General features: G+C 64.8%; 28 protein-coding genes and 1 riboswitch. Of the genes, 14 read left to right on the top strand and 14 right to left on the bottom strand.

Annotation, left to right across the window (positions count from 1 at the left end; all coding sequences use genetic code 11):
* Positions 1-2: 2 nt before the first annotated feature.
* Positions 3-173, bottom strand: a riboswitch (cyclic di-AMP (ydaO/yuaA leader).
* 200 nt (positions 174-373) lie between these two features.
* Positions 374-643, top strand: a complete 270-nt coding sequence (locus tag AC1DF4_RS07130) for a hypothetical protein (protein WP_441404263.1) — start codon at positions 374-376, stop codon at positions 641-643.
* Between the two features lie 17 nt (positions 644-660).
* Here AC1DF4_RS07130 and AC1DF4_RS07125 read toward each other — a convergent pair whose 3' ends face one another.
* The 3 genes from AC1DF4_RS07125 to AC1DF4_RS07115 all read right to left on the bottom strand — a co-directional run bounded on the left by AC1DF4_RS07125 (position 661) and on the right by AC1DF4_RS07115 (position 2,294).
* Positions 661-1,167, bottom strand: a complete 507-nt coding sequence (locus AC1DF4_RS07125) for a DNA alkylation repair protein (RefSeq protein ID WP_476912233.1) — start codon at positions 1,165-1,167, stop codon at positions 661-663.
* A 123-nt stretch (positions 1,168-1,290) separates the two neighbouring features.
* Positions 1,291-1,611 carry a GYD domain-containing protein gene (locus tag AC1DF4_RS07120; protein ID WP_476912232.1) on the bottom strand — a complete coding sequence of 107 codons (321 nt, stop codon included), beginning with the start codon at positions 1,609-1,611 and terminating at the stop codon, positions 1,291-1,293.
* A gap of 224 nt (positions 1,612-1,835) precedes the next feature.
* Positions 1,836-2,294, bottom strand: coding sequence for a universal stress protein (locus AC1DF4_RS07115; protein ID WP_476912231.1), 459 nt, complete (start codon positions 2,292-2,294; stop codon positions 1,836-1,838).
* Positions 2,295-2,602: 308 nt separating this feature from the next.
* Here AC1DF4_RS07115 and AC1DF4_RS07110 point away from each other — a divergent pair, with 308 nt between their 5' ends.
* The 3 genes from AC1DF4_RS07110 (at position 2,603) to AC1DF4_RS07100 (ending at position 6,018) form a co-directional block, all read left to right on the top strand.
* Positions 2,603-4,783, top strand: coding sequence for a transglycosylase domain-containing protein (locus AC1DF4_RS07110; protein WP_476912517.1), 2,181 nt, complete (start codon positions 2,603-2,605; stop codon positions 4,781-4,783).
* Between the two features lie 132 nt (positions 4,784-4,915).
* Positions 4,916-5,473, top strand: a complete 558-nt coding sequence (locus tag AC1DF4_RS07105; protein WP_476912230.1) for a hypothetical protein — start codon at positions 4,916-4,918, stop codon at positions 5,471-5,473.
* A gap of 2 nt (positions 5,474-5,475) precedes the next feature.
* Positions 5,476-6,018: a hypothetical protein gene (locus AC1DF4_RS07100; protein ID WP_476912229.1), complete on the top strand. Its 543-nt coding sequence runs from the start codon at positions 5,476-5,478 to the stop codon at positions 6,016-6,018.
* Here the strand turns inward: AC1DF4_RS07100 and AC1DF4_RS07095 are convergent.
* Positions 6,015-6,527 carry a mycothiol transferase gene (locus tag AC1DF4_RS07095; RefSeq protein ID WP_476912228.1) on the bottom strand — a complete coding sequence of 171 codons (513 nt, stop codon included), beginning with the start codon at positions 6,525-6,527 and terminating at the stop codon, positions 6,015-6,017. The genes AC1DF4_RS07100 and AC1DF4_RS07095 overlap by 4 nt on opposite strands.
* 391 nt (positions 6,528-6,918) lie before the next feature.
* Between AC1DF4_RS07095 and AC1DF4_RS07090 the strand changes: the two genes are divergently transcribed.
* The 4 genes from AC1DF4_RS07090 to AC1DF4_RS07075 all read left to right on the top strand — a co-directional run bounded on the left by AC1DF4_RS07090 (position 6,919) and on the right by AC1DF4_RS07075 (position 11,188).
* A complete protein-coding gene (locus tag AC1DF4_RS07090; protein WP_476912227.1) occupies positions 6,919-7,899 on the top strand; it encodes a methionine ABC transporter ATP-binding protein in 981 nt (326 codons plus the stop codon).
* Complete coding sequence (locus tag AC1DF4_RS07085; protein WP_476912226.1) at positions 7,896-8,597, top strand: methionine ABC transporter permease; 702 nt, start codon at positions 7,896-7,898, stop codon at positions 8,595-8,597. Before AC1DF4_RS07090 ends, AC1DF4_RS07085 begins: the two co-directional genes overlap by 4 nt.
* Positions 8,598-8,660: 63 nt before the next feature.
* A complete protein-coding gene (locus tag AC1DF4_RS07080) occupies positions 8,661-9,464 on the top strand; it encodes a MetQ/NlpA family ABC transporter substrate-binding protein (RefSeq protein WP_476912225.1) in 804 nt (267 codons plus the stop codon).
* A 209-nt stretch (positions 9,465-9,673) separates the two neighbouring features.
* The gene (locus AC1DF4_RS07075) at positions 9,674-11,188 is read left to right on the top strand and encodes a M1 family metallopeptidase (RefSeq protein WP_476912224.1); all 1,515 of its coding nucleotides are present in this window, start codon (positions 9,674-9,676) and stop codon (positions 11,186-11,188) included.
* A gap of 93 nt (positions 11,189-11,281) precedes the next feature.
* Here AC1DF4_RS07075 and AC1DF4_RS07070 read toward each other — a convergent pair whose 3' ends face one another.
* A complete protein-coding gene (locus AC1DF4_RS07070) occupies positions 11,282-11,626 on the bottom strand; it encodes a hypothetical protein (protein ID WP_476912223.1) in 345 nt (114 codons plus the stop codon).
* 81 nt (positions 11,627-11,707) lie between these two features.
* Positions 11,708-12,418 (bottom strand): hypothetical protein, encoded by a 711-nt coding sequence (locus tag AC1DF4_RS07065; protein WP_476912222.1) that lies wholly within the window; start codon positions 12,416-12,418, stop codon positions 11,708-11,710.
* Between the two features lie 193 nt (positions 12,419-12,611).
* On the opposite strand from AC1DF4_RS07065, the gene AC1DF4_RS07060 reads away from it, so the two are divergent.
* Positions 12,612-13,367 carry a hypothetical protein gene (locus AC1DF4_RS07060; RefSeq protein WP_476912221.1) on the top strand — a complete coding sequence of 252 codons (756 nt, stop codon included), beginning with the start codon at positions 12,612-12,614 and terminating at the stop codon, positions 13,365-13,367.
* 84 nt (positions 13,368-13,451) lie between these two features.
* On the opposite strand, the gene AC1DF4_RS07055 is transcribed toward AC1DF4_RS07060, so the two are convergent.
* Positions 13,452-14,249 (bottom strand): dioxygenase family protein, encoded by a 798-nt coding sequence (locus tag AC1DF4_RS07055; RefSeq protein WP_476912220.1) that lies wholly within the window; start codon positions 14,247-14,249, stop codon positions 13,452-13,454.
* Between the two features lie 61 nt (positions 14,250-14,310).
* Complete coding sequence (locus tag AC1DF4_RS07050) at positions 14,311-15,252, bottom strand: GlxA family transcriptional regulator (protein ID WP_476912219.1); 942 nt, start codon at positions 15,250-15,252, stop codon at positions 14,311-14,313.
* Positions 15,253-15,363: 111 nt separating this feature from the next.
* On the opposite strand from AC1DF4_RS07050, the gene AC1DF4_RS07045 reads away from it, so the two are divergent.
* The 3 genes from AC1DF4_RS07045 (at position 15,364) to AC1DF4_RS07035 (ending at position 18,738) form a co-directional block, all read left to right on the top strand.
* On the top strand, positions 15,364-16,776 hold the full coding sequence (locus AC1DF4_RS07045) for a DJ-1/PfpI family protein (protein ID WP_476912218.1): 1,413 nt from the start codon (positions 15,364-15,366) through the stop codon (positions 16,774-16,776).
* Complete coding sequence (locus AC1DF4_RS07040; protein WP_476912217.1) at positions 16,773-17,789, top strand: alpha/beta fold hydrolase; 1,017 nt, start codon at positions 16,773-16,775, stop codon at positions 17,787-17,789. The genes AC1DF4_RS07045 and AC1DF4_RS07040 overlap by 4 nt, the downstream gene beginning before the upstream one ends.
* Positions 17,790-17,964: 175 nt before the next feature.
* Positions 17,965-18,738 carry a hypothetical protein gene (locus AC1DF4_RS07035; RefSeq protein WP_476912216.1) on the top strand — a complete coding sequence of 258 codons (774 nt, stop codon included), beginning with the start codon at positions 17,965-17,967 and terminating at the stop codon, positions 18,736-18,738.
* Between the two features lie 33 nt (positions 18,739-18,771).
* Here the strand turns inward: AC1DF4_RS07035 and AC1DF4_RS07030 are convergent, their stop codons facing one another.
* Together AC1DF4_RS07030 and AC1DF4_RS07025 are read right to left on the bottom strand one after the other, a co-directional pair.
* Complete coding sequence (locus AC1DF4_RS07030) at positions 18,772-19,404, bottom strand: hypothetical protein (RefSeq protein ID WP_476912215.1); 633 nt, start codon at positions 19,402-19,404, stop codon at positions 18,772-18,774.
* Positions 19,405-19,416: 12 nt separating this feature from the next.
* Entirely contained in the window at positions 19,417-20,112 is a 696-nt protein-coding gene (locus tag AC1DF4_RS07025; protein ID WP_476912214.1) for a hypothetical protein, read from the bottom strand.
* A gap of 288 nt (positions 20,113-20,400) precedes the next feature.
* Between AC1DF4_RS07025 and AC1DF4_RS07020 the strand changes: the two genes are divergently transcribed.
* Entirely contained in the window at positions 20,401-21,912 is a 1,512-nt protein-coding gene (locus tag AC1DF4_RS07020) for a GMC family oxidoreductase (RefSeq protein ID WP_476912213.1), read from the top strand.
* Between the two features lie 172 nt (positions 21,913-22,084).
* Positions 22,085-22,540 carry a hypothetical protein gene (locus AC1DF4_RS07015; protein WP_476912212.1) on the top strand — a complete coding sequence of 152 codons (456 nt, stop codon included), beginning with the start codon at positions 22,085-22,087 and terminating at the stop codon, positions 22,538-22,540.
* 269 nt (positions 22,541-22,809) lie between these two features.
* On the opposite strand, the gene AC1DF4_RS07010 is transcribed toward AC1DF4_RS07015, so the two are convergent.
* The 4 genes from AC1DF4_RS07010 to AC1DF4_RS06995 all read right to left on the bottom strand — a co-directional run bounded on the left by AC1DF4_RS07010 (position 22,810) and on the right by AC1DF4_RS06995 (position 25,602).
* Positions 22,810-23,484, bottom strand: coding sequence for an endonuclease/exonuclease/phosphatase family protein (locus tag AC1DF4_RS07010; RefSeq protein WP_476912211.1), 675 nt, complete (start codon positions 23,482-23,484; stop codon positions 22,810-22,812).
* A 260-nt stretch (positions 23,485-23,744) separates the two neighbouring features.
* Entirely contained in the window at positions 23,745-24,143 is a 399-nt protein-coding gene (locus AC1DF4_RS07005) for a DUF898 family protein (RefSeq protein WP_476912210.1), read from the bottom strand.
* Between the two features lie 91 nt (positions 24,144-24,234).
* Positions 24,235-24,891, bottom strand: a complete 657-nt coding sequence (locus AC1DF4_RS07000; RefSeq protein WP_476912209.1) for a DUF4352 domain-containing protein — start codon at positions 24,889-24,891, stop codon at positions 24,235-24,237.
* A 48-nt stretch (positions 24,892-24,939) separates the two neighbouring features.
* Positions 24,940-25,602: a hypothetical protein gene (locus tag AC1DF4_RS06995; protein ID WP_476912208.1), complete on the bottom strand. Its 663-nt coding sequence runs from the start codon at positions 25,600-25,602 to the stop codon at positions 24,940-24,942.
* Positions 25,603-25,758 lie beyond the last annotated feature (156 nt).

The following is a 25,758-nucleotide window of genomic DNA, read 5'->3' as shown; positions in this document are numbered from 1 at the left end:
AAGGAGCCTCTCCCAATGCCTGCGAGGTGAGCTGTCGGATTCGGATGGGAGGCACCCGGCCGCACTCGGGCCCGATCATTGCGGGCCGTGCGGCTTCACCCCAAGACCCCTGACGAACAGTGGGTCAAAAGTGGTTTCCCCGTCTCTGCCGGACGTTGCTGCGAGTTATCCCCACGGCCGCGGCAGAGTTAGGCAATCGGCTGGGGAGAGCCCGTCTCGGAAACAACAGGCACCTAACAACGGTAACGGAATGATCACGGCATGTCACATTGAGGTAACGGCAGGAAGGGGTTGCGGGCGGTCTTTCCCCACGCCAGACGCCGATTCGGGAATACGATAATGGCATCACCGTTCCCAGAAGCGGAGGCCCCAAATGAACAATCCCGACGTCAACACGCACTGCGTTGCCATCTGCCAGCTGAGCAATGAACCGCCGGAGGACTTCAACGTCAACACCGAGCTGCTGGTACTGGAAAACGGGGAGGTCCACGTCTCCACCTGGGACGCTGAGCCCCGTGACGGCGGCTTCGATGTCCACGTCCTCAACGACCGCGTGGACGCGTTGGGTTTCATGGTGGTCACCGACTGGGAGTTCTTCGACGAAAAAGCCTATGCCGTGGTGGAGCGCCGGCCGGGAAGCTAGGGAATTTTCCCCGGGCGTTAAGGGCGGTCAGATTCCAGCTCGGGCCCGTGCCCGGCCATCAGGGCGGCGCGTCGCAACCAGCCGTCAGGATCCCTCACCCAGCGGTCCAGAACGCTGTCCGCGCGGACCCTGCCGACGACGTCGAGACCCGCGATCAGGGGGCCGACGACGTCGGTGGCGAGCGGGTCCACCAGGGCGCTCAGCTGTGCGCTCCGGACGAAGCCCTCGATCCGCGTCAGGTCCGTGTTGGTCAGCAGCCGGACGCTCGATTGCAGGAGGACGACGGCGGCGAGGCGGCGTTCGAAGACCGGCACCTGCCACAACTCGGAGCTAAGCGCCGTGACGTCATCGTGCGTGAGCCCCGGATAGCGCCGGAGGGCATCGCGGACAGTTCCGCGCACGGCTCCGACGGATGCGCCGTAGTACCGGTGGCCACTTCCATGCCTGGCCTCGGACTCCTCGGCGCGGCCCCACGACGACTCGCGCTGGAGCGCAAGGTCGATGAAGTCGCCGGCATCACTCATGGGGCCATTCTTTCGCATCCGGCGGCGCGACTGGATCCCCTGCAGGCCGGCGCCGAACTGCCCCCGTCGATTCCACTAGTAGCCGCAGGGCAGCGGAGTCCGGTGTCGGCCTGGCCCGGTGTCCTACTGCCCGGGGGGCCGGTAAGTCGGCGTCTTCTTCGCCGCATCGTCAAGATCCTCCGGCGTCAGAAGCGGCTTCAGGCGCACGTTCACAGAACCGGATGAATTGATCATGAGAGAAAGCGCGGCGGCATCGGCCGGCGCCGGGACCTCGAAGACCCCCAGCACGTCCCGCTCCCCGAAGGCGTAGTAGAAGCATTCGAGCGATCCTCCCACGGATTTGAGGGCGTCGACGAGCGCATCACGGCGCTTCGTTCCCCCTTCGCGCATGAGGCCCTTGATGCCCTCGCCCACGTAGTTCGCTTCGAACAGATATTTGGTCATGACCCTTACCGTCCTGTCATATCCAGGACTCGGGCAACGCAAAGTGTGTCAAAGACACTTTTGACGGCAGGTCCCGGAGGTGGTCCCCAGAATGGGGTTGTGGCCACATCGTAGGCGCTCCCCCGCGCCCTTTCAACGGTTGCTGAAGACTCCCCCGGCAGGCAGGCCATTGTTCGCCCGGGCCCCGGTGGCACAAGCAACTGCGGACGACGACGGTCCGGGCTTCAGGCGGCTTTGGGCCGGACGACGAGGACCGGACACGGTGCGTGGCTGATGATCTGGGTGGCGACTGAGCCCAGGTGCAAGCCGGGAAATCCGCCGTGCCCGCGGAAGCCGACCACCACCAGATCCGCATCCTTGGCGGCGTCGACCACTGCTGCTGCCGGTGAATCGTTGTGAACGACCTGCCCGGTGGCTTCGACTCCCGCGTCCTCGGCCGATTTCAGGGCGTCGGCCTGCAGGGTTTCCGCGATTCCTTGCGGGGAATCCTCTGCCACGATTTCGCCGGCGGCCGTTTCCAGGACCGCCGCATACCAGGCAAGCGGGGGCTTGCTCCAGGCCGTGACCAGACGGATCTGGCCGTTGCGCTGCCGGGCCTCATCCACAGCCCACGTCAGCGCATTCTGAGAATTCTCGGAACCGTCAAAACCAACCACAATCACGAACGAATCTGAACCGGCCATTGTCTTTCCATTCCCTAGCTCCACTGAGCAGCCTGGACCTTTCAGTTTCTGCGAGGGCCAAAGTCAGTGTCAAGGCATCACCACGGAGAACGCGGGTTCTCCCCGCGTTCTGTCTGGTTCATCCGATCAGGGTGTGGCGCCAACCGGGCAGGCGGTCCTATGTTATGGACATGGGATTACTGCGGCACCGGGTAGAACGCCACAACCGACGACGGCGGTGAGGCGCTCCGGGATCTGAATCGATCCGGACAGGGGTGAAGCGGGGGCATTTTTGACCACATTTTTCGAGCGTGACAAGTGGGGGAAAGATGGAGCTGAGAAGACGAACCCGATCTCGTCTCGCCGTGGCTCTCTGGGCAATTCTCGGATACTTCACAGTGAGCGCGCTCTGCGGCGTCCTGGTCGCCGGCCTGGTGGTCCCCGGTGTTGCCGCCGCCGGAGTTGCCGGCAGCAACTCGATCATCTTCTTCAACCAGCTCCCCTCGGGGCTGACGGTTGAACCGCCGTCGCAGTCAACCAAGGTGCTGAGCGCGGACGGCAAACTGATCGCCAACTTCTACGCGGAGAACCGTGTGCGGGTCAGCCTGGCCGAAATGTCCCCGTACATCAAAGACGCGATCATCGCCGTCGAGGACCGGCGCTTCTATGAACATGCCGGCGTAGACCCCCAAGGGATACTGCGGGCGCTATCCTCCAACCTGACCGGCGGTGGCCGGCAGGGCGCGTCCACGCTGACCCAGCAGTACGTCGCCAACGTCGTCACCGAGTCCCTCGTGTCGGCGGACCGGGGCGACGAGGTCATCCGCGGGGGCCAGAAGACCGTCGGGGACAAGATTCGCGAGATCAAGCTGGCCATCGAACTGGAGAAAAAGTACACCAAGGACCAGATCCTCGAGGGCTACCTCAACATCGTGTTCTTCAACCGGGACGCCTATGGCATAGAGGCCGCGGCGCGCTACTTCTACAGCACCACAGCCAAGGACCTCACCCTGCCGCAGGCCGCCCTCCTCGCCGGCCTGGTGAACAGCCCCAGCTTCTACGACCCCTCCGTCTATCCGGACAACTCCCTCCGGCGCCGCGACGAGGTCCTGGCCAGGATGCTCAGCCAGAGGATGATCGTCCAAGCCGACTACGACGCCGCCATCGCCACCGGCGTCGACCTCAAGATCACGCCGGGCAGGCAGGGCTGCGCCGGCGCGGAAATTGCACCCTACTTCTGCGACTACGTTTCTCACCTGATCCTCAACAATCCGGCTTACGGCGTCGACCTCGCCACCCGGCAGCGGAAGCTGTACCGCGGAGGCCTCACCATCACCACCACCCTGGACAGCAGGCTGCAACTGGCCGCGCAGGCGCAGGTGGACGCCACAGCCGGGGCCAACCCGGACAAATGGGGTGCGGCGCTGGTCTCCGTCGTGCCAGGCACGGGCAAGATCCTCGCGATGGCGCAGAACACCGTGTTCCTCCCCGAACCCGGAAAATTTGATACCCAGCTCAACTTCAACGTCGATTCCAAGGACGCGGACGGCAATGACCTGAACGGCGCCGGCGGGTTCCAGCCCGGATCCACCATGAAACCGTTCACGTTCGCGGAATGGCTCAACTCGGGGAAGACCCTGACGGCCATGGTGGACGCCTCCAAGAGGACGTATCCGCTCGATTTTCCGTGGAAATCCAGCTGCGGAAAGGTGCGCGGCGCCTACAGCACCAAGGAGAAAAAAGCGGGACTCGACGCCACGGACGACCTCCAGAACAACGACGAGGGATACTACCGTCGCATGCCCGTTGACTACGGGCTCTACAACTCCATCAACACGGCGACTTTCGCGGAGGCCGCCCAGCTGGATTTCTGCAACATCCAGAAGATGGTCGACACCGTTGGGCTTCACAGCGGTTTGGACAACGCCCAGATCAACATGCACCAGCTGGGCAACCTGTTGGGTGCCATTGGAGTGGCGCCGCTGCACCTTGCCAATGCGTTCGCCACGTTCGCCAACGACGGCGAGTACTGCGCCCCGATCGCCATTGTGGAGGTGACCGACCCGGCGGGACGGAAGTTCCCGGCGGAGACCAGCGACTGCCGCAAAGCCGTCAAGCCCGAGGTGGCCCGCGGCGTGAACTCCGTCCTCCAGGACGTGCTGAAACGCGGGTCCGGCGTCTATATCAAGCCCAAGGTCCACAGCCAGTTCCCGGTGGCCGCGAAGACCGGCACCTCCAACAACAACGGCGCGACGTGGGTGGTCGGCTACACCTCCGGCATGGCCACCGCGTCCTTCTTCGGAGACACCCTGGAAGGCCAGAAGCGGCCCGGCCAGAACGTCACCATCAATGGCAAGTTCTACAAGGGCATTGATGGCTACATGCTCGCCGGCCCGCAGTGGGCGAACTACATGCTCGAGGTGGCAGGACTCTACCCTGCCAAGTCTTTCCCCCCGCCGCCGGATTCCATGACAAAGAAGCAGCCGGAACCTGCGAGCAGGAGGCGATGACCCCGCTGTTGGGGAATGCCGTGATTCCAGCCCGCACCCTATGCCGCGAGGCCCGAAGCCTCTATTCTCTTGCCATGAGAGTTGGGGGCAAGTTCCGGCGAGGGGAACCGCGCCATTTCGTGCGAGCGGCCCGTGGATACCTCTAGCGCCCAGCCTCCTGACAATTACGACGCCTTCCTGTCGAGGCTGGATGCCGCCACCATGAGCCTGAGCACGCGGGCCGGAGCGCTGGACAAGGCGCTGGCAGCCGCCTCATTGCTCTTGGGACCTTACGAATCCGCCGTCCGGAAATGGGAACGACGGCGCCGCCACGTCGGAGAGCAACTCGCCGGGCACTCCGGGCCGCCGCAGTCACACACCGCGCTGAGCGAACTCCACGACGTGGCAGCAAAAATGGAATCGATGCTCCGTGGCCGGGTCCAGCGCGTCCAGGACAATTTGTCGGTGATGCACGGTCGTCGCGAGGCCATCGACAAGTCGCTGCTGGACCTTGAACTGAGCCGGCTGAAACTCAACTCGTCCCGAATGCTGTCACAGGACCGGGAAAAGCTGAGCAGCATCTTTTCTGCACTCGCCGGCTCTGCCGTTGCCGTCTCGGCACACCCCGATATGGGGCTGCTGAGCGATCTTAGAGAAGCACGCGAGGCAGTCATCCTGGCCGAAGCGCTGATGGAATTGAAGGGGTACTAATCATGGAAAATTCACCGGTCGAGCCGCCCCGCAACAACACCGTCGCTCTTGTGCGGTGGTCGAGGAAGCCAGGCGAAAGTCCGGTGATCAAGTTCGTGCTGTTCAGCGTCTTCGGCCTCATCCTGTGCCTCGTCCTGATGATGTTCATACCCAGCCTCAGGAATTTCGGCGCCGTCGTGTTGTTTACGGTTTTCTTCGCCGCCCTGCTCACCATTCCCACCGTCAAAGGCCGGAGGACATTCATGTTCGGGCTGACCAAACGGGTCAACGACACCATTGCGGAGGTGACTAACACCCCTGGCGACCAATTGTCGGTCAAGGAATTTCAGCGCATGGTCAAGAGCGGCGAGCGGCGTCCGCTCCTCGTCAACGGGGTGCCCGGGTTGAACCTGCACGTCGAGCGGATGGGATCGCTGGACAACAACGCCCCCGAGAAATGGCTTGCGGTCTTCACCGTGGTCCCGCCGGAAACCGGGACCGAAAGTTTTGATCGCCTGGTTGCCGCGGCAATGGATGCACGCCGAGGCGGCGCCACCGCTTTCTAGGCTTGGGGCGCGGAGTTCAAGCCCCTGGCATATCCGGCCTGCCCGACATGCTGCAGGCAATCGGCAATGGTGCTGACCAGCCGCACGCCAAGCGTGACGGGAGGATCCCAGCGCCTGTCCACGATGCGGTCAAGGTCGTCGTCGCCAAGGTCCGTCAGGAATGCCACGGTCTGACGGTGAACGGCGTCGTAATACTCGAGCAACAGCCCCGGCGCGGCCTTCACGGCGTCGACTTGGCCACTCGAGTGGCCGTAACCCGTGTCGCGTTCGGACAGCGGAAGATCAAATCGTCCGGCAAATCCCTGCGAGGTCCAGACCTGTTCCAGGCCGGCGACGGAAGAGAGCTGCGCATCCTCGACCCGGCTGAGGTGCCAGATCAGCCATGCCATCGAGTTTCCGTTCCCTGCGGGCCGACGGACCAGGGTCTGGCCGTCCGCCCCTTCAAGAGTTCGTGCCACGGTCTCATGGATCCGGCCGAAGGCGTCCAGCAGCAGTTCGTTGGATTTCATCGAGCCCCCTCACGGTGCATTGTCAGTGAGTCCCCATGGTTGCACGGGAACCGGGCCCCCGCTACGCAAAGTGTCCAGGCAACGTCACCCCGCCCACGCCGGCAACGCGCGCAACCGGACGGCTCCACGTGACGAAGCTCTCATCCAGCCGCGGAAGTTGTCCGGGCTCCCGATTGTCCGGGCACTTCCGGCCGCTGCGGCCACTTCCGGGCCCACCCCGGCCCGCACGCAGAATTTTCCGGGGCCAGAACGAATATTTCGCTAATGGAAGTTCGGATTAGGCGCCACAAACTTCTCCTTGGCAGAATTTGTGCCCGGCGTTCGGACCATTGTCTAAACCCAAGTCTGCGGAAACGCTTCCGTGAAGATTCCAGCCACAACAGGGAGCACCATGATTTCCGTAAGCCGTGTCTCCAAGAGCTATGGCTCCGGGACGGCCGCGGTCCGTGCCCTTGACGACGTCTCGCTGTCCGTTGGCCGGGGCGAGATTTTCGGCGTCGTCGGCCAAAGCGGCGCCGGCAAGAGCACGCTGATCCGCACCATCAATTCACTGGAGCGCCCAGATTCGGGCAGCGTCAGCGTCGACGGCCGCGAGATGACCACCCTCGCCGGCACGGAGCTGCGCGAGGCCCGCCACAACATCGGCATGATCTTCCAGCACTTCAACCTGCTCAGCAGCAGGACCGTGCTGGCCAATGTAGAGCTCTCACTGGAGATCACCGGCGCCGGCCGCGCCGCGCGGCGGACCCGTGCACTGGAGATCCTCGAACTCGTGGGCCTCCACGGCAAGTCCGCTGCCTACCCGGCACAGTTGTCCGGCGGACAGAAACAACGCGTCGGTATTGCCCGTGCACTGGCGTCCAGCCCGGCCGTCCTGCTCAGCGACGAGGCGACGTCGGCGCTCGACCCCGAAACGACGCGGCAGATCCTCGACCTCATCCGCCAGCTCAGCAAGGACCTGGGACTGACCGTGCTGCTCATCACGCATGAGATGGATGTGGTCAAGCGGATCTGCGACTCCGCCGCCGTCATGAGCGGGGGACGGATCCTTGAGCAGGGGCCTGTGGAGCAGCTGCTAACGACGGAGAAATCCCTGCTGGGCCAGGCGCTGTTCCCGCTGGGGGAAATCCCGGAGACCTCCAGCGCCATCGTTGAAATCACCTTCAACGGGGTCACGACGGACCGGCCCGTGATCGCCCAGCTGGCGCGCAAGCACGGCATCGACGTCGGCATCCTGGGTGCCGCGGTGGAAACCATCCACGGCCGCCAGACCGGACGCACCCGGCTGGAGCTGCCCGGCGACGGGCGGACCGTGGCCGACGCCGTGGCCGATCTGCGTTCCCAGGGACTCTTCGTGGAGGTAATCAAGTGATCGACCGCAATGACCCGTACTTCTGGTCGGACCTCCTGGACACGATCCTCAAGGGTATGGGCGAAACGTTCTACACCGTGGGACTGAGCCTGCTGTTCACGGTCGTTTTCGGCCTGGCCGCCGGCGTCCTGCTGGTCACCACGGAGTCCGGCGGCCTGCTGTCCAAGCCGTTCGGCAGCCGTGCCCTGGGGATCTTCGTCAACCGGGTGCTGGACGTTGTGGTGAACATCGGCAGGTCCATCCCGTTCATCATCCTCATGATCCTGCTCATTCCGTTCACCCGCCTGCTGACGGGGTCCTTCATCGGGCCCACCGCGGCCATTGTCCCGTTGACCATCGCCGGCATCCCGTTCTTCGCCCGGCTGGTGGAGATCGGCATCCGCGAAGTGCCGGTGGGACTGGTCGAAGCCGCGCAGTCCCTGGGGGCCACGCGGTGGACCATCCTGACGAAGGTCATGGTTGCCGAGGCGGTTCCGGCACTGGCCCTCGGCCTCTCCACCACTATCGTCGGGCTCATCGGCTACTCGGCCATGGTGGGCGCCGTGGGCGGCGGCGGCCTAGGCGACGTCGCCTTCCGCTACGGCTACCAGCGCTACAGCCCCGAGTACATGTTCGGCGTCGTGATCCTCCTGATCCTGCTGGTGCAGGTGTTCCAGTCCCTGGGCAACTTCGCGGCGCGGCGCCTGTCCCACCGGTAGCCGCCGCCCCGCCCCGTAAATTTCCTCTCCCCCAACACATTCATCCTGCGAAAGAGTTTCCCAATGTTCCGTTCACACATCCTGAAGGCCGCCGCCACCGGCGTCGCCGCCATCCTCGCCCTGTCCGCCTGCGGCGCGGGCACCACCAGCAGCCCGGCCGAGACCATCAAGGTGGGCGCCCTGGCCGTTCCGGCCGGGGACATGCTCAAGCATGTCCAGCGGGAGCTCGCCGCCAAGGAGGGCCTGACCGTCGACTACAAGGAATTCAGCGACTACAACACGCCCAACCCGGCCGTGAGCGACGGCGACATCGACGCCAACCTGTTCCAGAACACCACCTTCCTGGAGACCTACAACAAGGCATCCGGCAAGGACCTCGTCAGCGTGGGCAAGGTGTACCTGCCGCCGATGGCCCTGTACTCCAACGACGTGAAAAGCCTTGAGGAACTGCCCGACGGCGCATCGGTCGCCATCCCGAATGACCCCACCAATGAATCCCGCGCCCTGAAGTTGCTGGCATCCAAGGGCCTGATCGAGGTCAGCGAGAAGCCGATCACCCTCAAGGACGTCACCGCGAACCCGAAAAACCTCCAGTTCACCGAGATCGAGAACGCCAGCCTGCCGCAGGCCCTCAACGACAAGGACGCGGCCATCGTGACGCTGGCATTTGCCCTTCCCGCCGGCCTGAGCGCCGACAAGCAGCTGCTGGTCGAGGGCAAGGACAGCGCCTACTACAACGTCCTGGCCGTGAAGGCCGAGATGAAGGACGATCCCCGAGTGCAGAAGCTGTACAAGATCCTGACCTCGCAGGACATGAAGGATTTCCTGCAGACCAAGTTCAAGGGCCTGGTGATCCCGGCCAGCTGACCGGACAGCGCGGGGGCGGTGTGGATTCCGTAACTGGCCACGCCGCCCCCGTTCCCCGTCGCACTCTCACACTCCACTCCAGGGCGGAACGGACGCCGCCGGCTCCGGACTATTTCCCTCCCGCTTGAGGGACCCCTTCCGCTCGATACCGCTGGAGGGCTAAGGTCCAGATCTACCTTGGACGTCCCCATGCGTGAGAGGACCGGCAGATGATCGAAACCCGAAGCTATCAAAGGAATGGCCGCCTGCGCCGAACGGCGATCGTCGTCGTGCTGGCGGCTGCCGGGGTCGGTGCGGTGAGCGGCACGGCGCAGGCCGCCCCCAAGCACGACGGTACCGGCTACGTGGCCGGCGCGCCCGGCAGCGGCGACGAGTACTTTCCCTACGCCGGCAACGGCGGCTACGACGTTCTGAATTATGACCTCGCCCTCCGCTACGCCCCGCCGGCGGATCCCGGGGTGCTCGAAGGCCGCCTCACCGGCGTCGCCACCGTCACCCTTCGGGCGAAGCAGGACCTGCAGTCCCTCAATTTCGACCTGCGGGGCCTCAACGTTACGTCGGTCCGGGTCGACGGCAAGGCGGCGAAGCCCGGCAAATCGCAGGGCGGGAACAGCGCCGAGTGGTCACAGGAACAGGACGACGCGAACCGCATCTGGGAACTCACCATCGGGCTGGAACCGAAGCTGAAGGCCGGACAAAAGACGACGATCGTCATCGAGTACGGCGGGACCACCGGCCGGCCGCTCGACACCACCGGGGCCCTGTACGGGTGGGTCACCACCGCTGACGGCGCGATGGTCGTCAACGAGCCCGAGGGCGCTGCGACCTGGTATCCGGTCAACGACGACCCGGAAGATAAGGCAACCTACACGTTCCGCATCACGGTGCCGGAGGGCAAAACAGCAGTTGCGAACGGCGTGCCTTCCGGCCGTCCGGCGACGAAGTCCGGATGGACGACGTGGACCTGGAAAGCATCAGACCCGATGGCCAGCTACCTGTCGACGGCGGGCGTCGGCGACTTTGCCTTGTCCTACGACAAGGGGCCGCGCGGGCTGCCGATCATCAATGCCATCGACGCCGGCGTGACCGGCGCGGAATTGGCGGAGACGAAGGCGTCACTCGCATTGCAGCCGAAGATGATCGCGTTCCTGGAGGACCAGTTCGGGCGGTACCCGTTCGAAGCGTTTGGAGCGATTGTCGACGACGACACAGTCGAGTACGCGCTGGAGACGCAGACGCGGCCGGTCTACTCGGGAATCGCGAGTGAGTACACGGTACTGCACGAACTGGGGCACCAATGGTTCGGAAATAGCGTGAGCCCCTCCGACTGGCGGGACATCTGGCTGAACGAGGGCTGGGCCACCTACCTCGAATGGCTCTGGGCCGAGCACCGCGGCGTGGCGACGATGCCGCGGCAGTTCTCGGACGCTGTCGATTACCTCGATGCGGAAAACCGCTGGGCGCTAAACATTGCCGACCCGGGCCGTGACAACCTGTTCGCCGGCCAGGTCTATCTCCGCGGCGCCGCTGCTCTCCACGCCTTGCGGGCCAAGATCGGCGACAAGGCGTTTTTCGCGGGCGCCCGGTTCTGGCTCACTCGGCACAACGACTCGACGGCGACGACAGAGGACTTCGAGGCTGTCATGGAAAAGGCTTCGGGCCGGCAGCTCGACAAGTTCTTCGACGATTGGCTGCGTGAAGGGAACCGCCCGGCGATGCCCTAGGCCCTAGGGCGTTGAGCGCCCGCCCCCGCTACGGGCAATGGACCTGTCCAGGCGCGCATCTGCGCCCGGCCCCCTTGGGCCTGCCAGATCTTTCTACGCGGACGTCCTGCCCGACTCCGGGAGGCTCCCGATGACCGTGAAGATCAGGGCCATATAAAAGATGAAGAAGACCACCCACAGGACGAACAAGCCAATCCCCACCCAACCCAGCACCCGCCCCTCGGAAGCAGGCACCCCGTAGGCCTCAGCCTTCTTCGACCGGGCGATCGCCAACGGCCCGAACAGGACCCCCAGGCTGAAGATCGACAGGATGCCGAACACTGTGGCCAGCCGGGCGTGCCGCATGCCCTCCATGTACCAGCGCAGCTGACCCATGGTCACTGGTTGCTGGTCCTGGTTCCGATAGGCGTATTGCGGTCCGTACTGGCTGGTCGACATTGGTCCCCCTGGTATTCCGTGCTGCTGGCGATGGTTGCGGTCACAGCATATGGCGTTGGGGGCGGAAGATTCCGCAGCCACTCAGGCGCTTCCTGACTCGGCCCGGCGTTTGAGGTTCGCAAACTGCCGGGTCTGCATGATCCAGTGCGAGGGCTCCAGCAACACAATACTCAGAACAGGCTGCAGCCATTTCGGCCGGAACGACCAGTACCCGCTGACGACCAAGCGGGTGCGCCCGGCTGCCGCGTCCTTCAGCTCGAATCCCCACAGCGAGTCGGTGAAATATCGAGGCCGCTCCCCCACGGGATCGAACGGGCGGCCCCGCAGATCAAGCGACATGCGCAGGCCCAGGAACCGCTCCGGATCCAGTGCCGCGACCTCCCACCACTGGCTTCCGTCCGGCGTGCCCGCCAAATGGTCGCCAACAGCGATGTCCTGCCACTCGGGGCGAATAGACCTAGTGCTGCTGCGCCCGAAGTTATCCAGCCGGTCCCAGCTGTACCACCCGCCCCGGTCGGTCCCCATCTGCACCAGCCAGGGCCACACGCGCGAGCGTGGCGCATCAACCGTCACCGCCATGGTGGCGCTCCGGGTACCGCCCGGGATAAGCCCGTCCCCCGGATAGGGCCCTGCGGCTTCGCCTGGGGTGGCGCCGGCACGCAGCAGGCGGGGCCGCACAACTGCCAGGTAGGCGGTCACTAAACCCGCCGCCGCAGCAGCGGCTCCGGCCGGTGCCGACCGTTTCGCCGCGCGGAGCGTCATCGTTCCTCCCCAGTCGCCCGGATACTTCATGAAGCAGCTATCGGTCTATCAGCTGCGCCGTGGCCACGGAAGAGTCCTCGGCCGCAGGCAACGTCCCCGACCGGGCCCAAGCTGGCGCTGCGGGCAGAACTTTCGCCCCGACTGTAATCCCGGGCCATGCCCGGGAAACCTAGTCAGTGAGCGGGACGACCAGCCCGCCGTCAAAGAACATGGGGGTTACACAATGAATTCCAAGCGCACCGCCTTCGCCGCAAGCGTCACCATGGCAGGGTTTGCCGTCAGCCTGGCCCTTGCCGGCTGCGCGCCGCAGACAGGCACTCCTGCCGCCGCCTCGAACCCTGCCCTAAGTAGAACGGCCGACCGAACGGCAACGCTGACCGTCGCATCGACGCCCACCGCGGCGCCGGAGGCACCCGCCACCGGTGCGGTGCCGGCGTCGAAAGTTCCCACCCCATCGGCGAAGCACGTGTCTCCCGGGCTGAAGACCTTCACCTTCCCGGACGGGCACATCTCGTTCGCCTATCCGGAGACGTGGACGGTGCGGACGGTACAGCCGCCGGCCGGCCTCCCCGGGGTCGAGGCGATTGTCGCTGACGCCGCGGGAAACGAACTCCTGACCCTGGCCAACGGCGTCACCGCCGGGTGCGCGGGCGGCCCCGTGTCGCGCCAGGTCTTGGACCAGGCGTCGGTTCCGGCAATGAAGGCCCCGAACGGCACGGAACCCAGCTTCGGATTCGTTGCGGAAAACTATGGGAACGGCGAGGCGTATTTCATGGGACTCACCGATCCCCGGTCGCTGAAGGAAGGAGAGGGCGTCTCGTCCTGGTGCAACCTGATCCCCACGGCGAACGGCGGCCTTTTCACCCGCGTTCATTTCAACGACCCCGGCTTCCCGAACCACGGCGCGGCCAAGGCCTGGATGGCGACCGATCAGTACGCCCACCTCAAGGCGCTGCTGTTGAGCCTGAGTTACAGCTGATCGTTGGTTTGCCAATGCAGCCGGCCGGCGCAGCCCCGAAAAGCCCTGCACCCCGAAAGGTGCAGGGCTTTCGCGTTCAGTGCCTTAAGTCAGGGTCCAGGAGCGCTTCGACAGGCCGAACCAGAACCCGTCGATGGCGGTTTTGGCGTGCAGGTCGCCGGACTCGTAGGCTGCCCCGAGCGCGACATACAGCGGGGCCCAGTGTTCGCTGCGGGGATGCGCTTCGCGGGCTGCCGGGGCCTTGTGGAGGAAGTCCAGGATGGAGTCGACGTCGCCGCGCGCCATTGCCTCCTCGGCCCATTGATCGAACTCACGGGAGACCGAGGGCGGGGTGCTGTCGGGGCCGCCCGCGGGATTGAACCAGCGCAGATTGTGGGTGGTGAACCCCGAACCGACGATCAGCGTGCCGCGGTCGCGCAACGGGGCCAGCGACTTGCCCAGATCGAACAGGCCCTGCGGATCAAGGGTGGGCATGGACATTTGCACCACCGGTACATCCGCGCCCGGGAACATCTCCTTGAGCGGGACGTAGGCGCCGTGGTCCAGGCCGCGGTACTCGTCGCGCTCAACGTGGTGGCCGTGGCCGGCCACGAGCTTCTCCACCTCGGCGGCCAACCCGGGAGCCTGCGGGGCGTCGTAAGTGACGTCGTAGTACTTCTGGGGGAAGCCGCCGAAGTCGTAGACCAGTCCCGGGTTGCGCCCGGTGGCGCTGAGCGTGACCGGGGCGTTTTCCCAGTGGGCGGACACCATAAGGATGTCTTTGGGCTTGTCGAAAGTGCCGGACCATTCGTTGAGTTCGCGGGTCCAGGTGGCGTCGTCAGCCAGCGGCGGCGCACCATGGCTGAGGAAGAGAACCGGAGGGCGTTCGAGCGTCGATGTCATGACATCATCGTATCCGGTTTTACTTGAAGGTTCAAGTGTCTTAGAAACCCTTGGCTGCGGCCTAAGTACGGGTACGGCCCCGGTAAAGGCGCCGGTAACTGGACGGTGTCGTGTTGAGTTCACGCATGAAGTGAAGCCTGAAGTTGGCGGTCGTTCCCAGCCCACTCCTGGCTGCGACCGCTTCCATGGTCAGATCGGTCGTTTCCAGCAGCCGGCACGCCTCGGCGATCCGCTGGCCGGTAAGCCAGCGCAGCGGCGTCGTCCCGGCCTCGGCGAGGAATCTTCGGGCGAACGTGCTCGGCGCCCATCCGGCGTGGGCGGCCATGTCCCCCACGGAGAGCGGCTCCGCCAGATGCTGGCGGGCCCAGGTGCATGTTGAGCCGAATTGGGCCAGCGGCACAGCAACTGGACGTTCAATAAACTGGGCCTGCCCGCCCTCGCGATGGGGCGCAACGACCATGCGCCGGGCGATGCGGTTGGCAGCTTCTGTTCCATAGTCTTTGCGGACCAGGTGAAGGCACAAGTCGATGCCGGCTGCCACGCCAGCGCTGGTGCTGATGGCGCCGTCGTCAACGTAGAGGACTTCCGGGTCAACGGTCACCGCAGGGTGCAGGGTCTGGAGCTGCTGCGCATTCCTCCAGTGGGTGGTTGCCCGCTTACCATCCAGGAGCCCGGCAGCTGCCAGGGCAAAAGCACCTGTGCACACCGAGACGACCCTGGTCCCGCCGGCGGCCGCCCGACGAAGCGCGTCGCATACAGGTGCAGGAGGGTCGTTGAGGGGTTCGAATCCCGGCACCACGATCGTGTCGGCTGTAGCCAATGCGTCGAGTCCCTCTGCGGCGTAGATGGAGAATCCCGACGTCGTGGCAATCATGCCGGGCTCTGCCGCGCAGATCCGGAACGAATAGCGTTTCCGTTCGTCCTCGTGGCCGAAGACCTGCGCAGGAATGGCGAGGTCGAAGGCGACGACCCCGGGTAGCGCCAGCGCAACGACATGATGCATGCAGTTACTGTACCTACCTGGCCGACTCCGGAACCTCCGAAAGCAGGATTCTTTTCAAGGTAGGCGTTTTTACCGCTCCCACGGTCGGGCCGAAGCTGACAGCGTTGACCTATGAACAAATATTCAGGGGCACTGCACCGACTGGGGCGTGCCGCCTTGGCCGTCACGCTCGGGGGCGCGACCCTCGCCTCCGTCCTGCTGGCCGGCACCGCGGCGATCAGGCACGACAACGGTCTGGACGCTGCGGAGGCCGGTCCCGTCGAGGCTGCTGCCGGCGCCCTCCACCCGGCGGCCGGAACGATCCACGTTGCCTTCGTGTTGGGTCGAAGCGGGACCGAGGCGGCCGATGTGCTGGCCCCCTATGAGGTTTTCGCCCGGTCGCCCAAATTCACCGTATCGACAGTTGCCGAAACCAGACTGCCCGTTCGGCTTGTGGGAGGTCCCGCCGTCATGCCCGCCAGCACTTTCTCCGAGGTGGACAGCGGTGCGGCGTCCGCGCCGGACCTCCTGGTGGTGCCCGCCGTCGAGAACCCGTCCGAGGACAGCGAATCCGCCACAAGATCCTGGATCGCCCAGCAATCTGCCCGGGGCATCCATATTCTCGGGATCTGCGCCGGGTCAGTGCTGCTCGCCGAAACCGGGGTGCTCGACGGGCACCGCGCCACCTCGCACTGGTCACGGATCGGTTCACTGAAAAAGAGCCGGCCGGGCGTGCAGTGGGTTGGCGGCCAGCGCTTCGTCCAGGACGGCCGGATTACGACGACGGCCGGCGTGACTTCCGGCATCCCCGGGGCACTGCAGCTGATCCACGACCTCGCCGGGCCGGCGGAAGCTGCGCGGGTCGGCGCGGAGGTCGGTTATCCGGGCTGGTCACCGTCCGGCAGCACGGCCATCCCCGAACAGGCTTTCAGCGCCAGCGACGCGCCCGTCGCGCTCAACGCCGCACTCCCCTGGTTCCGGCCCACCGTCGGCATCGGCCTGACCGATGGAATCGGCGAGATCGACGCCGTCGCGCCCTTCGAGGTGTACGCCGTCTCCGGTTCCGCGCGAACGGTTGCTGTTGCCGCCACGCCGTCCATCACAACCCAGCACGGCATGATCCTGCTCACGACGCTTCCGTCCACGGACGGGCCGGCGATGGACCGGTTGATCCTGCCAGGCACCGCCGCAGACGACGCGCGGCTCACCGCTTGGGCGGCGAAATGGCCTCTCGGCACAACCGCCCTGCCGGAACGTTCGCACCAGGGCACGGCCTTCGATGCGGCCCTCGAAGAGTTGTCCCGGCATGCAGGCGGCGCTGCGGCTGCTTCGACGGCCAAATTCATTGACTACCCCACCGCCGGACTCCAGCTACAAACCGACGCGACGGACACCCGCTCCCTGTGGCTGTGCGCCCTGGCGGTGGCGGCCGCCGTCGGCATCGGGGCGCTGCCCGGACTGATCCGCTCCGTGGCCCGTAAATCACCGGCCAGAAAAACACCCGCACCCCACCGCACCTTCAGCCTTGAAAGTGGAATGTCATGACCATCACCGCCCCCGCCCCCAGCCGAAATTCACGCAGGCTCCGGAACCTCTGGGTCGTCCTTGCCACCCTGGCCGGGCTGGTTGCCGCGTCAACCACGGCCAACCTGGTGATCGAACACGCCGAGCGTTCCTCGACCGCACCTTACGGGGAAAGGGTGCCGGTCAGCCACGGAACACTCAACGTGTACCGCACCGCCGGCGGTCGCGGCCCCGGCGAACCGGGCACGGGAACCGCCGGCCCCGGAAAAACCATCGTGCTGTTGAGCGGGCTGGGCACTGCGGCTCCGGCCCTCGACTTCGCCCCGCTCATCCGGGAGCTGGGCGGCTACGACGTGGTGGTCGTCGAGGGATTCGGCTACGGGTACAGCGACTTGTCCCCCAAGGAACGGACCGTCGAGAACATCACCGCGGAACTGCATGAAGCCCTATCCAAAGTGCACGTCGGCGGACCGTACATCCTCGCAGGTCATTCCATCGCAGGTTTCTACACCCTCTTCTACGCCAACAAATACCGGACGGAAGTATCGGCCGTCGTCGGCATAGATCCCACAGTCCCCGCAGCCGGAGCCGGTCATCCGGACGCCGGGGCCGCTCCGGACGGCGTCAACTGGGGCCGCCTGCTCTCCACCACGGGAATAGTCCGCTGGGCCAGCACTCTTGCCCCCGCCCTGGTCGAACCGGACGGCGACGGATACACGGCGGCCGAACGTGAACAGATGCGCCGGATGACCAGCTGGAACTACGACAATCCCGCCGTCGCCGACGAGACAAACCGGATCGCGGAGAATGCCCACGAGGTGCAGGGACTCCGCTACCCGGACGATTTGCCCGTCCTGACGTTCCTGGCTGACGACAAGGGAACTCCTCCGAACCGGGCACTGCACGAGGAGCGGCTGCGGAACGTCAGGCAGCATGCGGTGGTTGTGCTCCCCGGCGGACACTACCTCCACTGGACGCAGGCACCGGCCATGGCGCAGCAAATCACGGCCTTCCTCGGCCAGGCACCCGGGTGATGGAAGCCGGCGCCGCGAGCGGACCGCCTGCGGCGCCGGCATGGCGCCAAAGGTAACGACGCCGGCTGGGCCTGCCTGCGCGTTCTTGTAAAGCCCTTCCAGTGGCTCCTCGACCGGAGACAGGCCGAGGGACGACGTCCGTCGAGTGTCTGAGGTGACCGGTAACCTCGTCATCATGACTGAAAGCCCGCAACTGGTGAACCGAGCACGCGATTGGATCGCAAAGGCCCGTTCATTTCACTTCCAACAGCGCAGCAGACACCGCAAGGTCAGACGCCTTGGAAAGACCCGCCTGACATTCACCACAGGTCAGGGCTTAACCAACTTGAACGCCTTTTTTGTTGCCGGGTCGACAGGCTCGGCAGACCTGCCGGATTGGGCTGTCGTGGGTGTTTTACTCGGGGGCTTCCTGGGCGGCAAGTACCTTTTCCCCGTCCCGGACAGCAGTATCGCCAGCCGGAGGGGCCCTGCCGATGTGGTCAGTAGAAGCGCTACGGAGCTCGACAGCATGACCCCGGAGGAAGTCCGGGTTTACGAGAACAACATGGTTCTCAAGCACCGGCTCAAGGGCTCCGGAGGGCTGGGGACCGAACAAGCACTTCAGCGCCAACAAGAGGCCGCCCGGAAATCCGAGGAGGCCGCTGGCGTGACCCCCGGAAGCCTGAGCGGCGTGTCGTTGCTTGACGCTCAGGCCTTCAGCTCAATTGCGGCGCGGCACAAACTTCTGGACAGCCGGTGGCTGGCCTACGAGGTTGACCCGAAACTGCAGTTCGATTTTCCGGCGATGTCCGATACTGCTTTCCCTGCCACCGCGGCCATGATCAGGGCGAGGCGGAGGGCCGAACAGGCCAAGTCAGAAAGCAACACGGCGAACTACCAGTCCGCCGTGGCGGCGTTCGCCGAGGCGCTGGCGGCAGCAGAGTCCGCCGCCGGAGTGCCCCAGAGGTAGGCCACCTGCGAAGAGCCGCTCACCGACTTGGCCTCAGCGCGGAGACCGGACACCTGGTCGGTGGGAGGATGCCGCTGAGGAGCATAGGCCGGCGCCCAAGGGGACTCCAGTTTGCGGATCGACGAAGAAGGTCCGGGTGTCACTTGCCGTGGCGTCGCCGACAGTCGGGCTGACTTGGCTCTCGGTGATCCATTCCGCCTTATAGAACCCAGGAAAATTGTCGATGCAGGCCAGGTACCATTCCTGACTGGCTAATCCCGACGGCTTTTGAATAGTGACGACATCGCTGGGATCAAGAAATGCCGAGTCACGGGTAACCAGCAGGACCAGGCCGTTGCCAGGCCCGGCCAAGGAATACTTTGGTGGCGGGGGGACGGTCATGGCTCCCGCGCCCACCAAGCCCAATGCCACGCAGCCTCCCAGAATGCCGGCCGCCCACCGTTCGCTGCGCCGGCCCGACGAGAATGCCCCCGCAGTCACAGCCGCAGCGGTGGAAAATGCGCCGATGAAATACGGATTCAGGTTTTGCACGAGGACGTAGCTCGAGTGGCTGCTTGGATCTGCCAAAGCGATGACACCGGCGATGGCAGCCAGGCCCGCGAAAAGTCCGCTGATCTGGCGTCGTCGTCGCACCGCAACGATGTTTCCTTCGACGGACCCAATCACTTAATCGCTCCTCTAAGCCGCTGTGCCGTCTTCCAGCTCGCGGATTGCGACCCGGTCCGGCTGCGGACCGAGCAGCTGTTGGGCACGGCCGTAAGTGCGGCACAAGGAAACACTCAGGAGGATCAGGGCAATGGCACCGGCACTGCCCAGGGCGAAGGACATATCCAGCAGGGAGTGCGCTTCGTCGTAGCCTGGATCGTCGTAGCCGGATCCGCCCTGGGCAGACCATTCTTCGAACGCCTGCACTCCGGAGACAATGCTGGTCGCCAGCAGCGCGGATACCCACAGGAGTGATGCCCCACCCGCGAGGTAGCTCCCCCGCATCATTCGCCTGTGCCGGTTCCAGGCCCTATAGGTCTTCGGACGCAGTTCCGCAGGCATTGGCCCCAATGCTGCTGCGGAGCGTTTCCACCAGCGATGCAGCAGGACCGAGGTGAGGACCAGTATGGCGGTCAGTCCACCAAGAGCAATGGCAAGGAGATCCTTCGAGTCCTGCAAATACTCGTAGGCAGGATGGCCGAAGGCGACGTCGCCCCGCAGGAGTGGCCCGCAGACGTTCAGGAGCCAGAAGCTGACCAGGAAGAGCCCAACAGCCAACGGCAGTTGGACGACAATGACTGTGACCACGTAGACCACGTTCATCCGCCGGCAGCGCCGGGACCACTCCGTTGTGCGTTCGGCTGTCTCTGCGTGCTGCAAATCTGTCATTGAGGTCCCCCACCCAAATGGCTACGTGGCTCCAGCTTAGCCGGGGGAAGGACGCTGGCCGCTCTCCCGCCGCCCGGCTGTCTACGCATGTTCCCGGGCAGAGACCTGCGCCAATCGAAGACCTGTTGATCTGTACCTGGCCTCCTTACGGTGACTGAGACTGGACCCGCGTGGCATCCGCGCCGTCGGCGTATATCGTGGCCCGGAGACCTCTCTGGGGCGGTTCGAATTCGAACTAGTAATATCCCGACAGCCGTCCGAGACTGGAATCGGAGGCGAGGGCAAGAGATGAAGAGCCGGTATGACGTGGCCGTGGTGGGTGCGGGCAGTGCAGGCTGTGTGCTGGCTTCGCGGCTCAGCGAGGACGCCGATCGCGAGGTGGTGCTGTTAGAAGCGGGGCCGGACTACCCGGCGGCGAGCCTCCCGGCCGACCTCGCGGACGGCATTCATGGCACCAGCACGGCCTCGCACGACTGGGGGCTTCATGGTACGGGCGTCGCCGGCGGACCTCCGCTGGACCTTCCGCAAGGGCGGGTGACCGGGGGGTCGTCGGCCGTCAATGCCACCTTCGCTCTGCGCGGGCATCCGGCCGATTACGACGGCTGGGCCTTGCCGGGATGGACGTTCGCGGACGTGCTGCCGTCTTTCCTCCGCCTTGAGCATGACCTCGACTTCGGTTCATCGCCCTATCACGGGACAGACGGCCCGGTGCCGATCCGCCGCTACCTGGGGGACCAACGGTCCGAGCTCACGCGCGCTTTAGAGGACGCCATCGCGGACGTGGGCATCCCCCGAATTCCAGACCACAACGCCCCGGGGGCCGTCGGCCTCTCGGCGCTGCCAGTCAACTGTGTGCGAGGCCTTCGGGTCAGCACCGCGGGGGCCTATCTGGATCCAATCCGCTCCCGGCCCAACCTGACCATCCGCGCGACCTGTCCGATCGCCGAGGTCGTGTTAAGTGGCGGGCGTGCGATAGGGGTCCGGTCCTCCGACGGCGAGATCATCGCGGCCGATGAGGTGATTGTCTGCGCGGGCGCCTACCACTCGCCAGCGCTGCTCATCCGGTCTGGCATCGGCCCCGCCGCGGACGTAGCCGCATTGGGCGGGCCCGTCACGATGGACCTGCCCGGTGTCGGAACGAATCTCGCTGACCACCCCTGGGTGGCAATCGACCTGCCCTGTCTCCAACCGCTGGGCGACCCTCCGCTCTTCCAGGTGATGGCGACAGCCCGGAGCAGCCGGAGATCAGCTGCGGATCCCCCGGATCTCCAGCTCATGGTATGCGGACCCTACCGGCTCGAGGACGGGTACCACTGCATGCTCGCCGCAGCGTTGCTGAAGCCGGCGTCGCGCGGTGAGGTGCGGCTGCACAGTCTCGACCCGAACGCCGCGCCGGCCATCGACCTCGGGTACTTCCGCAATCCAGTGGACATCGACCGATTGGTGGAGGGCCTGCAGCTCGCGGACGCTGCCGTGTCCCACCCTCACCTGACCCGGATCACTCGCGGTTCCCGGCTCGCGCCCCGGCGGGACCTGGTCGCTGACGCCGTCGCCGTTCGCGCCTGGATCAAGGCCACGGCCACGACCTACCACCACCCCGTGGGCACCTGTGCGATGGGAACGGACCCTCGGGCCGGGGCCGTGGTCGACACGTCGGGTCGGGTGTACGGAGTGCCAGGCCTCTCGGTGGTCGACGCCTCGATCCTTCCTGAACCGCCGTCGGCTAACACCAACATCCCCACGATCATGGTCGCCGAGCACATCGCGACCCGGCGTCGCGGGGTCGGGGCGGGACCCTGAGGCAAGCACACGAGCTTGGCGCTGTTCCAAAGTACTCGACCTATTCCTGCCGCGTTTGGGAACATTTCCTTTGTTTGGCAGTGACCTTAGACACCAAGAAGTCCCCTAGGCTGCTACGTTGTTCCCAGCTGGGGGGCATTGGGTTCTCCCTGCACTCTCGGGGGGAACACACATGAGCACGGAATATACACACGCGGGCTACCCAGCCATTGCAGCGGAGACTGACGACGCCAAGCGCTCCCGTAAGGGACGGACAGGCATCGGAATCGGGCTCCTTGTAGTAGGTGCGCTGGCCGCGTTTGGCATGGTCTGGTTGTACACGCAGTACGGCTCTCTCATCGGCACCCTCAGCGAGAGCGAGATTGTCGAAGTCGTCATATTCGATTCCCTTAATGTCCTTTTCATTGTCGCCCTGCTGGCAGGCGGGATATGGAACATCGCAGCACGGCGCAGCAAATCCCTGGCTCCCCTAATTGCGGCGCTGGCCCTCTCGGGCATCGGCCTTGCACTTGCCATCATCAACCTCCTGGACACCTTGAATACGGCTGGAATGCGGCCAACCCTTTTTGCGGTAGTTCTCTACTTGAGCATCCTCGTGCAGACAATCAGACTCGTGCGGGGGCGTTGATCAGCTTCTAGCCGACATTCTGGTCCTTCGCCAGAGACAGGACGACCTCAGCCGGCGATCAGGAGTGTCCGGTCCATGGCGTCCTCATCCAGCCTCTCGGTGGTGATTGCCTGGTCCCGTCTTCCCGTGGACAGGCAAGTTGGTCCTTTTCCGCAACCGACGGAATGACCCGAAGGTCAGTCCAGCGGGACGTCTCCACGTCCCGCTGGCAATTCGGTGCAGCGCGCACGAAGGTTGCCGAGCAGGCTGCGGCGCCTTAAAACCGCGTGTTACTGGGCGATGTCCAAGATCAGCGGCATGTGGTCGCTATGCGCCAACCAGTCTTCGGATCCCCCTAATCGGAGATCGGCCGGGAGTCCATCGCTCAGGAATGCGAAGTCAATGTGATGCCCGAAGCGGAGGTTCCGGGTGTGAAAGTAGGTTTTCGTCGGCTCCGCCCCTTGGTCATTCACCGCGTCGCGGTGGTAGACGCTGCTGAGTCCAAGCCCAGCCAGCTTTTCGACCAGCATGCTGTGGTTCCTGCCCGGATGATGCCCATCCCAGACCGTGTTGCTGTTGAAGTCCCCCATGAGCAAGGCGTTGCCGCCGGCAAGGAATCCAGCATGGCGGTCGACTACCTCATGGGTCACGCGAACATACCTGAGATCGCGATTCAACTGATGCGCCCAAAGGGCAATGACGTTTAGGCCGTCGATCGAAAAGGGAAGATGCCAGGGCAAATTGGGATCCGCGTGCTCTGAAATTTTGTAGCGCGCGTTGGCGAATCCAATAACCCCGAGACCTTTGTTCAGATTGCTGCCGGTCCATGCCGCGAAAGGTTGCTCGGCCGCGGAAATGTCCTTCTTGGCGACCTCTTGGAGTATGACGACGTCGGGCTGCAGCGCCTCGATCAGGTGTCGTTTCTTGTAGTACGCCATAGAGCAGTTCCACGAGACGATTCGCACTGGGTTCCTTTGTGCTCGGCGAAGATGCTGATGGCATCTTACCGGCGCCACTTACCCCCGCGGCGACTCGGCTGTCGCAAGGGTCGACGCCACGACAGCCGCGCGGTGCCACAGGAGGATCGTCGGCTCCGTCACTGTAGGCCCGCTGACAAGGAACGCTGGCGCCACAACTACCGGATGGCCTCAAAAGATGCACTTGTGGCGCGACTAGCAGCGCTCCAACCAAGGCCCTGCACCCCAACGGGTGCAGGGCCTTCCGCCTACGCGTAGACGGTGTTCTCAACCTTCCACTGCATCAGCCGCGGGTAGACCCAGAACGTGTAGATGCCCAGCGTGATGATGCTCAGCAGCAGCCACTTGATCCACAGTCCGAAAATGCCCCACCCGGTGCCGATAAACCGAAGCTGCCGGCCGTGAAGATAGGTGTTTGTTGCCCGCCACCGTTCGATCAGGACGACGGCGAACGGGTAGCAGATCCCAAGGGTGCAGACCGTGATCAGGACGCCGAGGATCTGGGTACCGAACCAGGACGCAGCCCCGCCGCGGAACTGGTACATCTGGACCCCGGGAACCGTTCCGATGCCGGCGGTCACCATGGTTCCGGAGCCTGCATCGGGCATCTGCCCATACGGCGAAACTTGCTCCTTGTTGATGCTCATGAAATCCCCCAATTGGTAATACGAAAGTGAACAGTTGAACTGTAGGCGACCAAAAGGAGCCAGGTGCCACAGACACGGCTCCCTTGCCGCCCTACCCCGGGATCTGGATCCGGGCGGCTTCCTGCATGAGCGGGGTGGATATCATCACAGTGGAAGCACCGGGCGCGATGTCGAAAGCAATGAATCCTCGCGCCTTGTCACCCGGCAGAATGTCGCCGGAGCCCAGCTGGTTGTCCGCGAAGAGGTTCAGATCGGCTTTGCGCCCGCTGGAGTCCTTAGCCGAGAAGTAGAACGGGTTGGAGCTGGTCTTCCCCGTCTCCGTTTCCCACAGGACGTCCAGGAGCAGGTAGCTGCCGTTCTTCGCGGGGGTGGCGAACGCTGTGGTGGCGACAGCATCCGTCCGCACGGCAGAGACAATTGTGATCTTCGCGACGTCGCCGCTGCCCATCTTTACGCTGAAAGGTTTCCCGACGACGGGTCCGGCAGCGACCGTCGGTGCCGGTGCCGGAGCGGCAACTGCCGGAGCAGCAGTAGCATTCGGGGCCGCCGCAACAGCCGCCGCGGAGGACGGCGCCGCCGCAGGGCTCACGTCACTGGCCTGCTTGGCACCGCCGGAGCACGAGCCCAGGGCGATGCCGAGCACCAGAACACCGGCGGGGATGAGGAAGCGCTTCTTCTTGAAGAACGGTCGCGGCTGAGGCGCTGCAATCGCAGCGGTCAAGGGCTGATCGGAGATCTCGTGTGTCATGTGGTGCCTTTCTACAGGTGAATGAAATGGTGTGAGTGCGTGGGGTTGCTACTGCTTTTCCCACGTGCCGCAGCGGCTGGACTTGAAGTCCTGGCCGCCGGAGAGGGCAACTGAGGGCCGGCCTCCGCCGGGGAGATCGTTGTCGATGATGTTGCTGCCGTTGCTGCCGGTGGCGTAGATGCCCCAGTAGCAGGAGGAGCCGACGTCGGCTGTCGCCCGGTAGGTGCCTGGCGCTATGTCCGTACCGACGGTCCAGGTGCCGTCGCCGACGGTATTGGCCGCCTTCGTTTTCTCGGCGCCGGTTACTGCTTCTTCGCGCTTCTTGACCTCGGCTTCGGCAGTCTTGACGGCTGCATCGGCCTTCCCGACGTCTGTTTCGCGGGCGGTGACCTTGGCTTCGCGGGCCGCAATGCCGCTCTCTAGAGTGTCGTACTTCGATTTCATCGACTCGTAGCTGGACTTAGCCGAGTCGCGCTCGGACTCCACGGACGCCTTCTCCCCTGCCAGCGCCGCGTAGGCGTCGCTGGACTTCGGGTCCGGCAGCGTGGTGCCGACGGCGGTGGCACCCGCCAGAAGGCCCAGGACGGCGACGGCAGCCAAGATCCGCCGCTTCCGTCCCGGCTTAGCCTTGACCCCGGCCGGCTGCGCCTCCCCCAGTACGTCTTTGCTATGCGTGCCCGCCGGCTCGTTGGTGGTCTCGGTGTTCAACATTGATGTGCTCCTCTGTTCTCGGATGGCTGCTGAGCGGCGGCGGGACACCAGTCCCCCAATGCGTGGTTCCCCGCCGCCGCCGTCGCAGCTCCGGAGGATTCCTTCGTAGCTGCAGAACGAAGGTATGGCGGCCCACCCCAACAAGAACCAAAGAAC

The sequence above is a fragment of the Arthrobacter sp. 05N429 genome (assembly GCF_056397045.1).
Note: the sequence above shows the minus strand (reverse complement) of the source record. Positions and strands in the feature narration are given on the sequence as shown.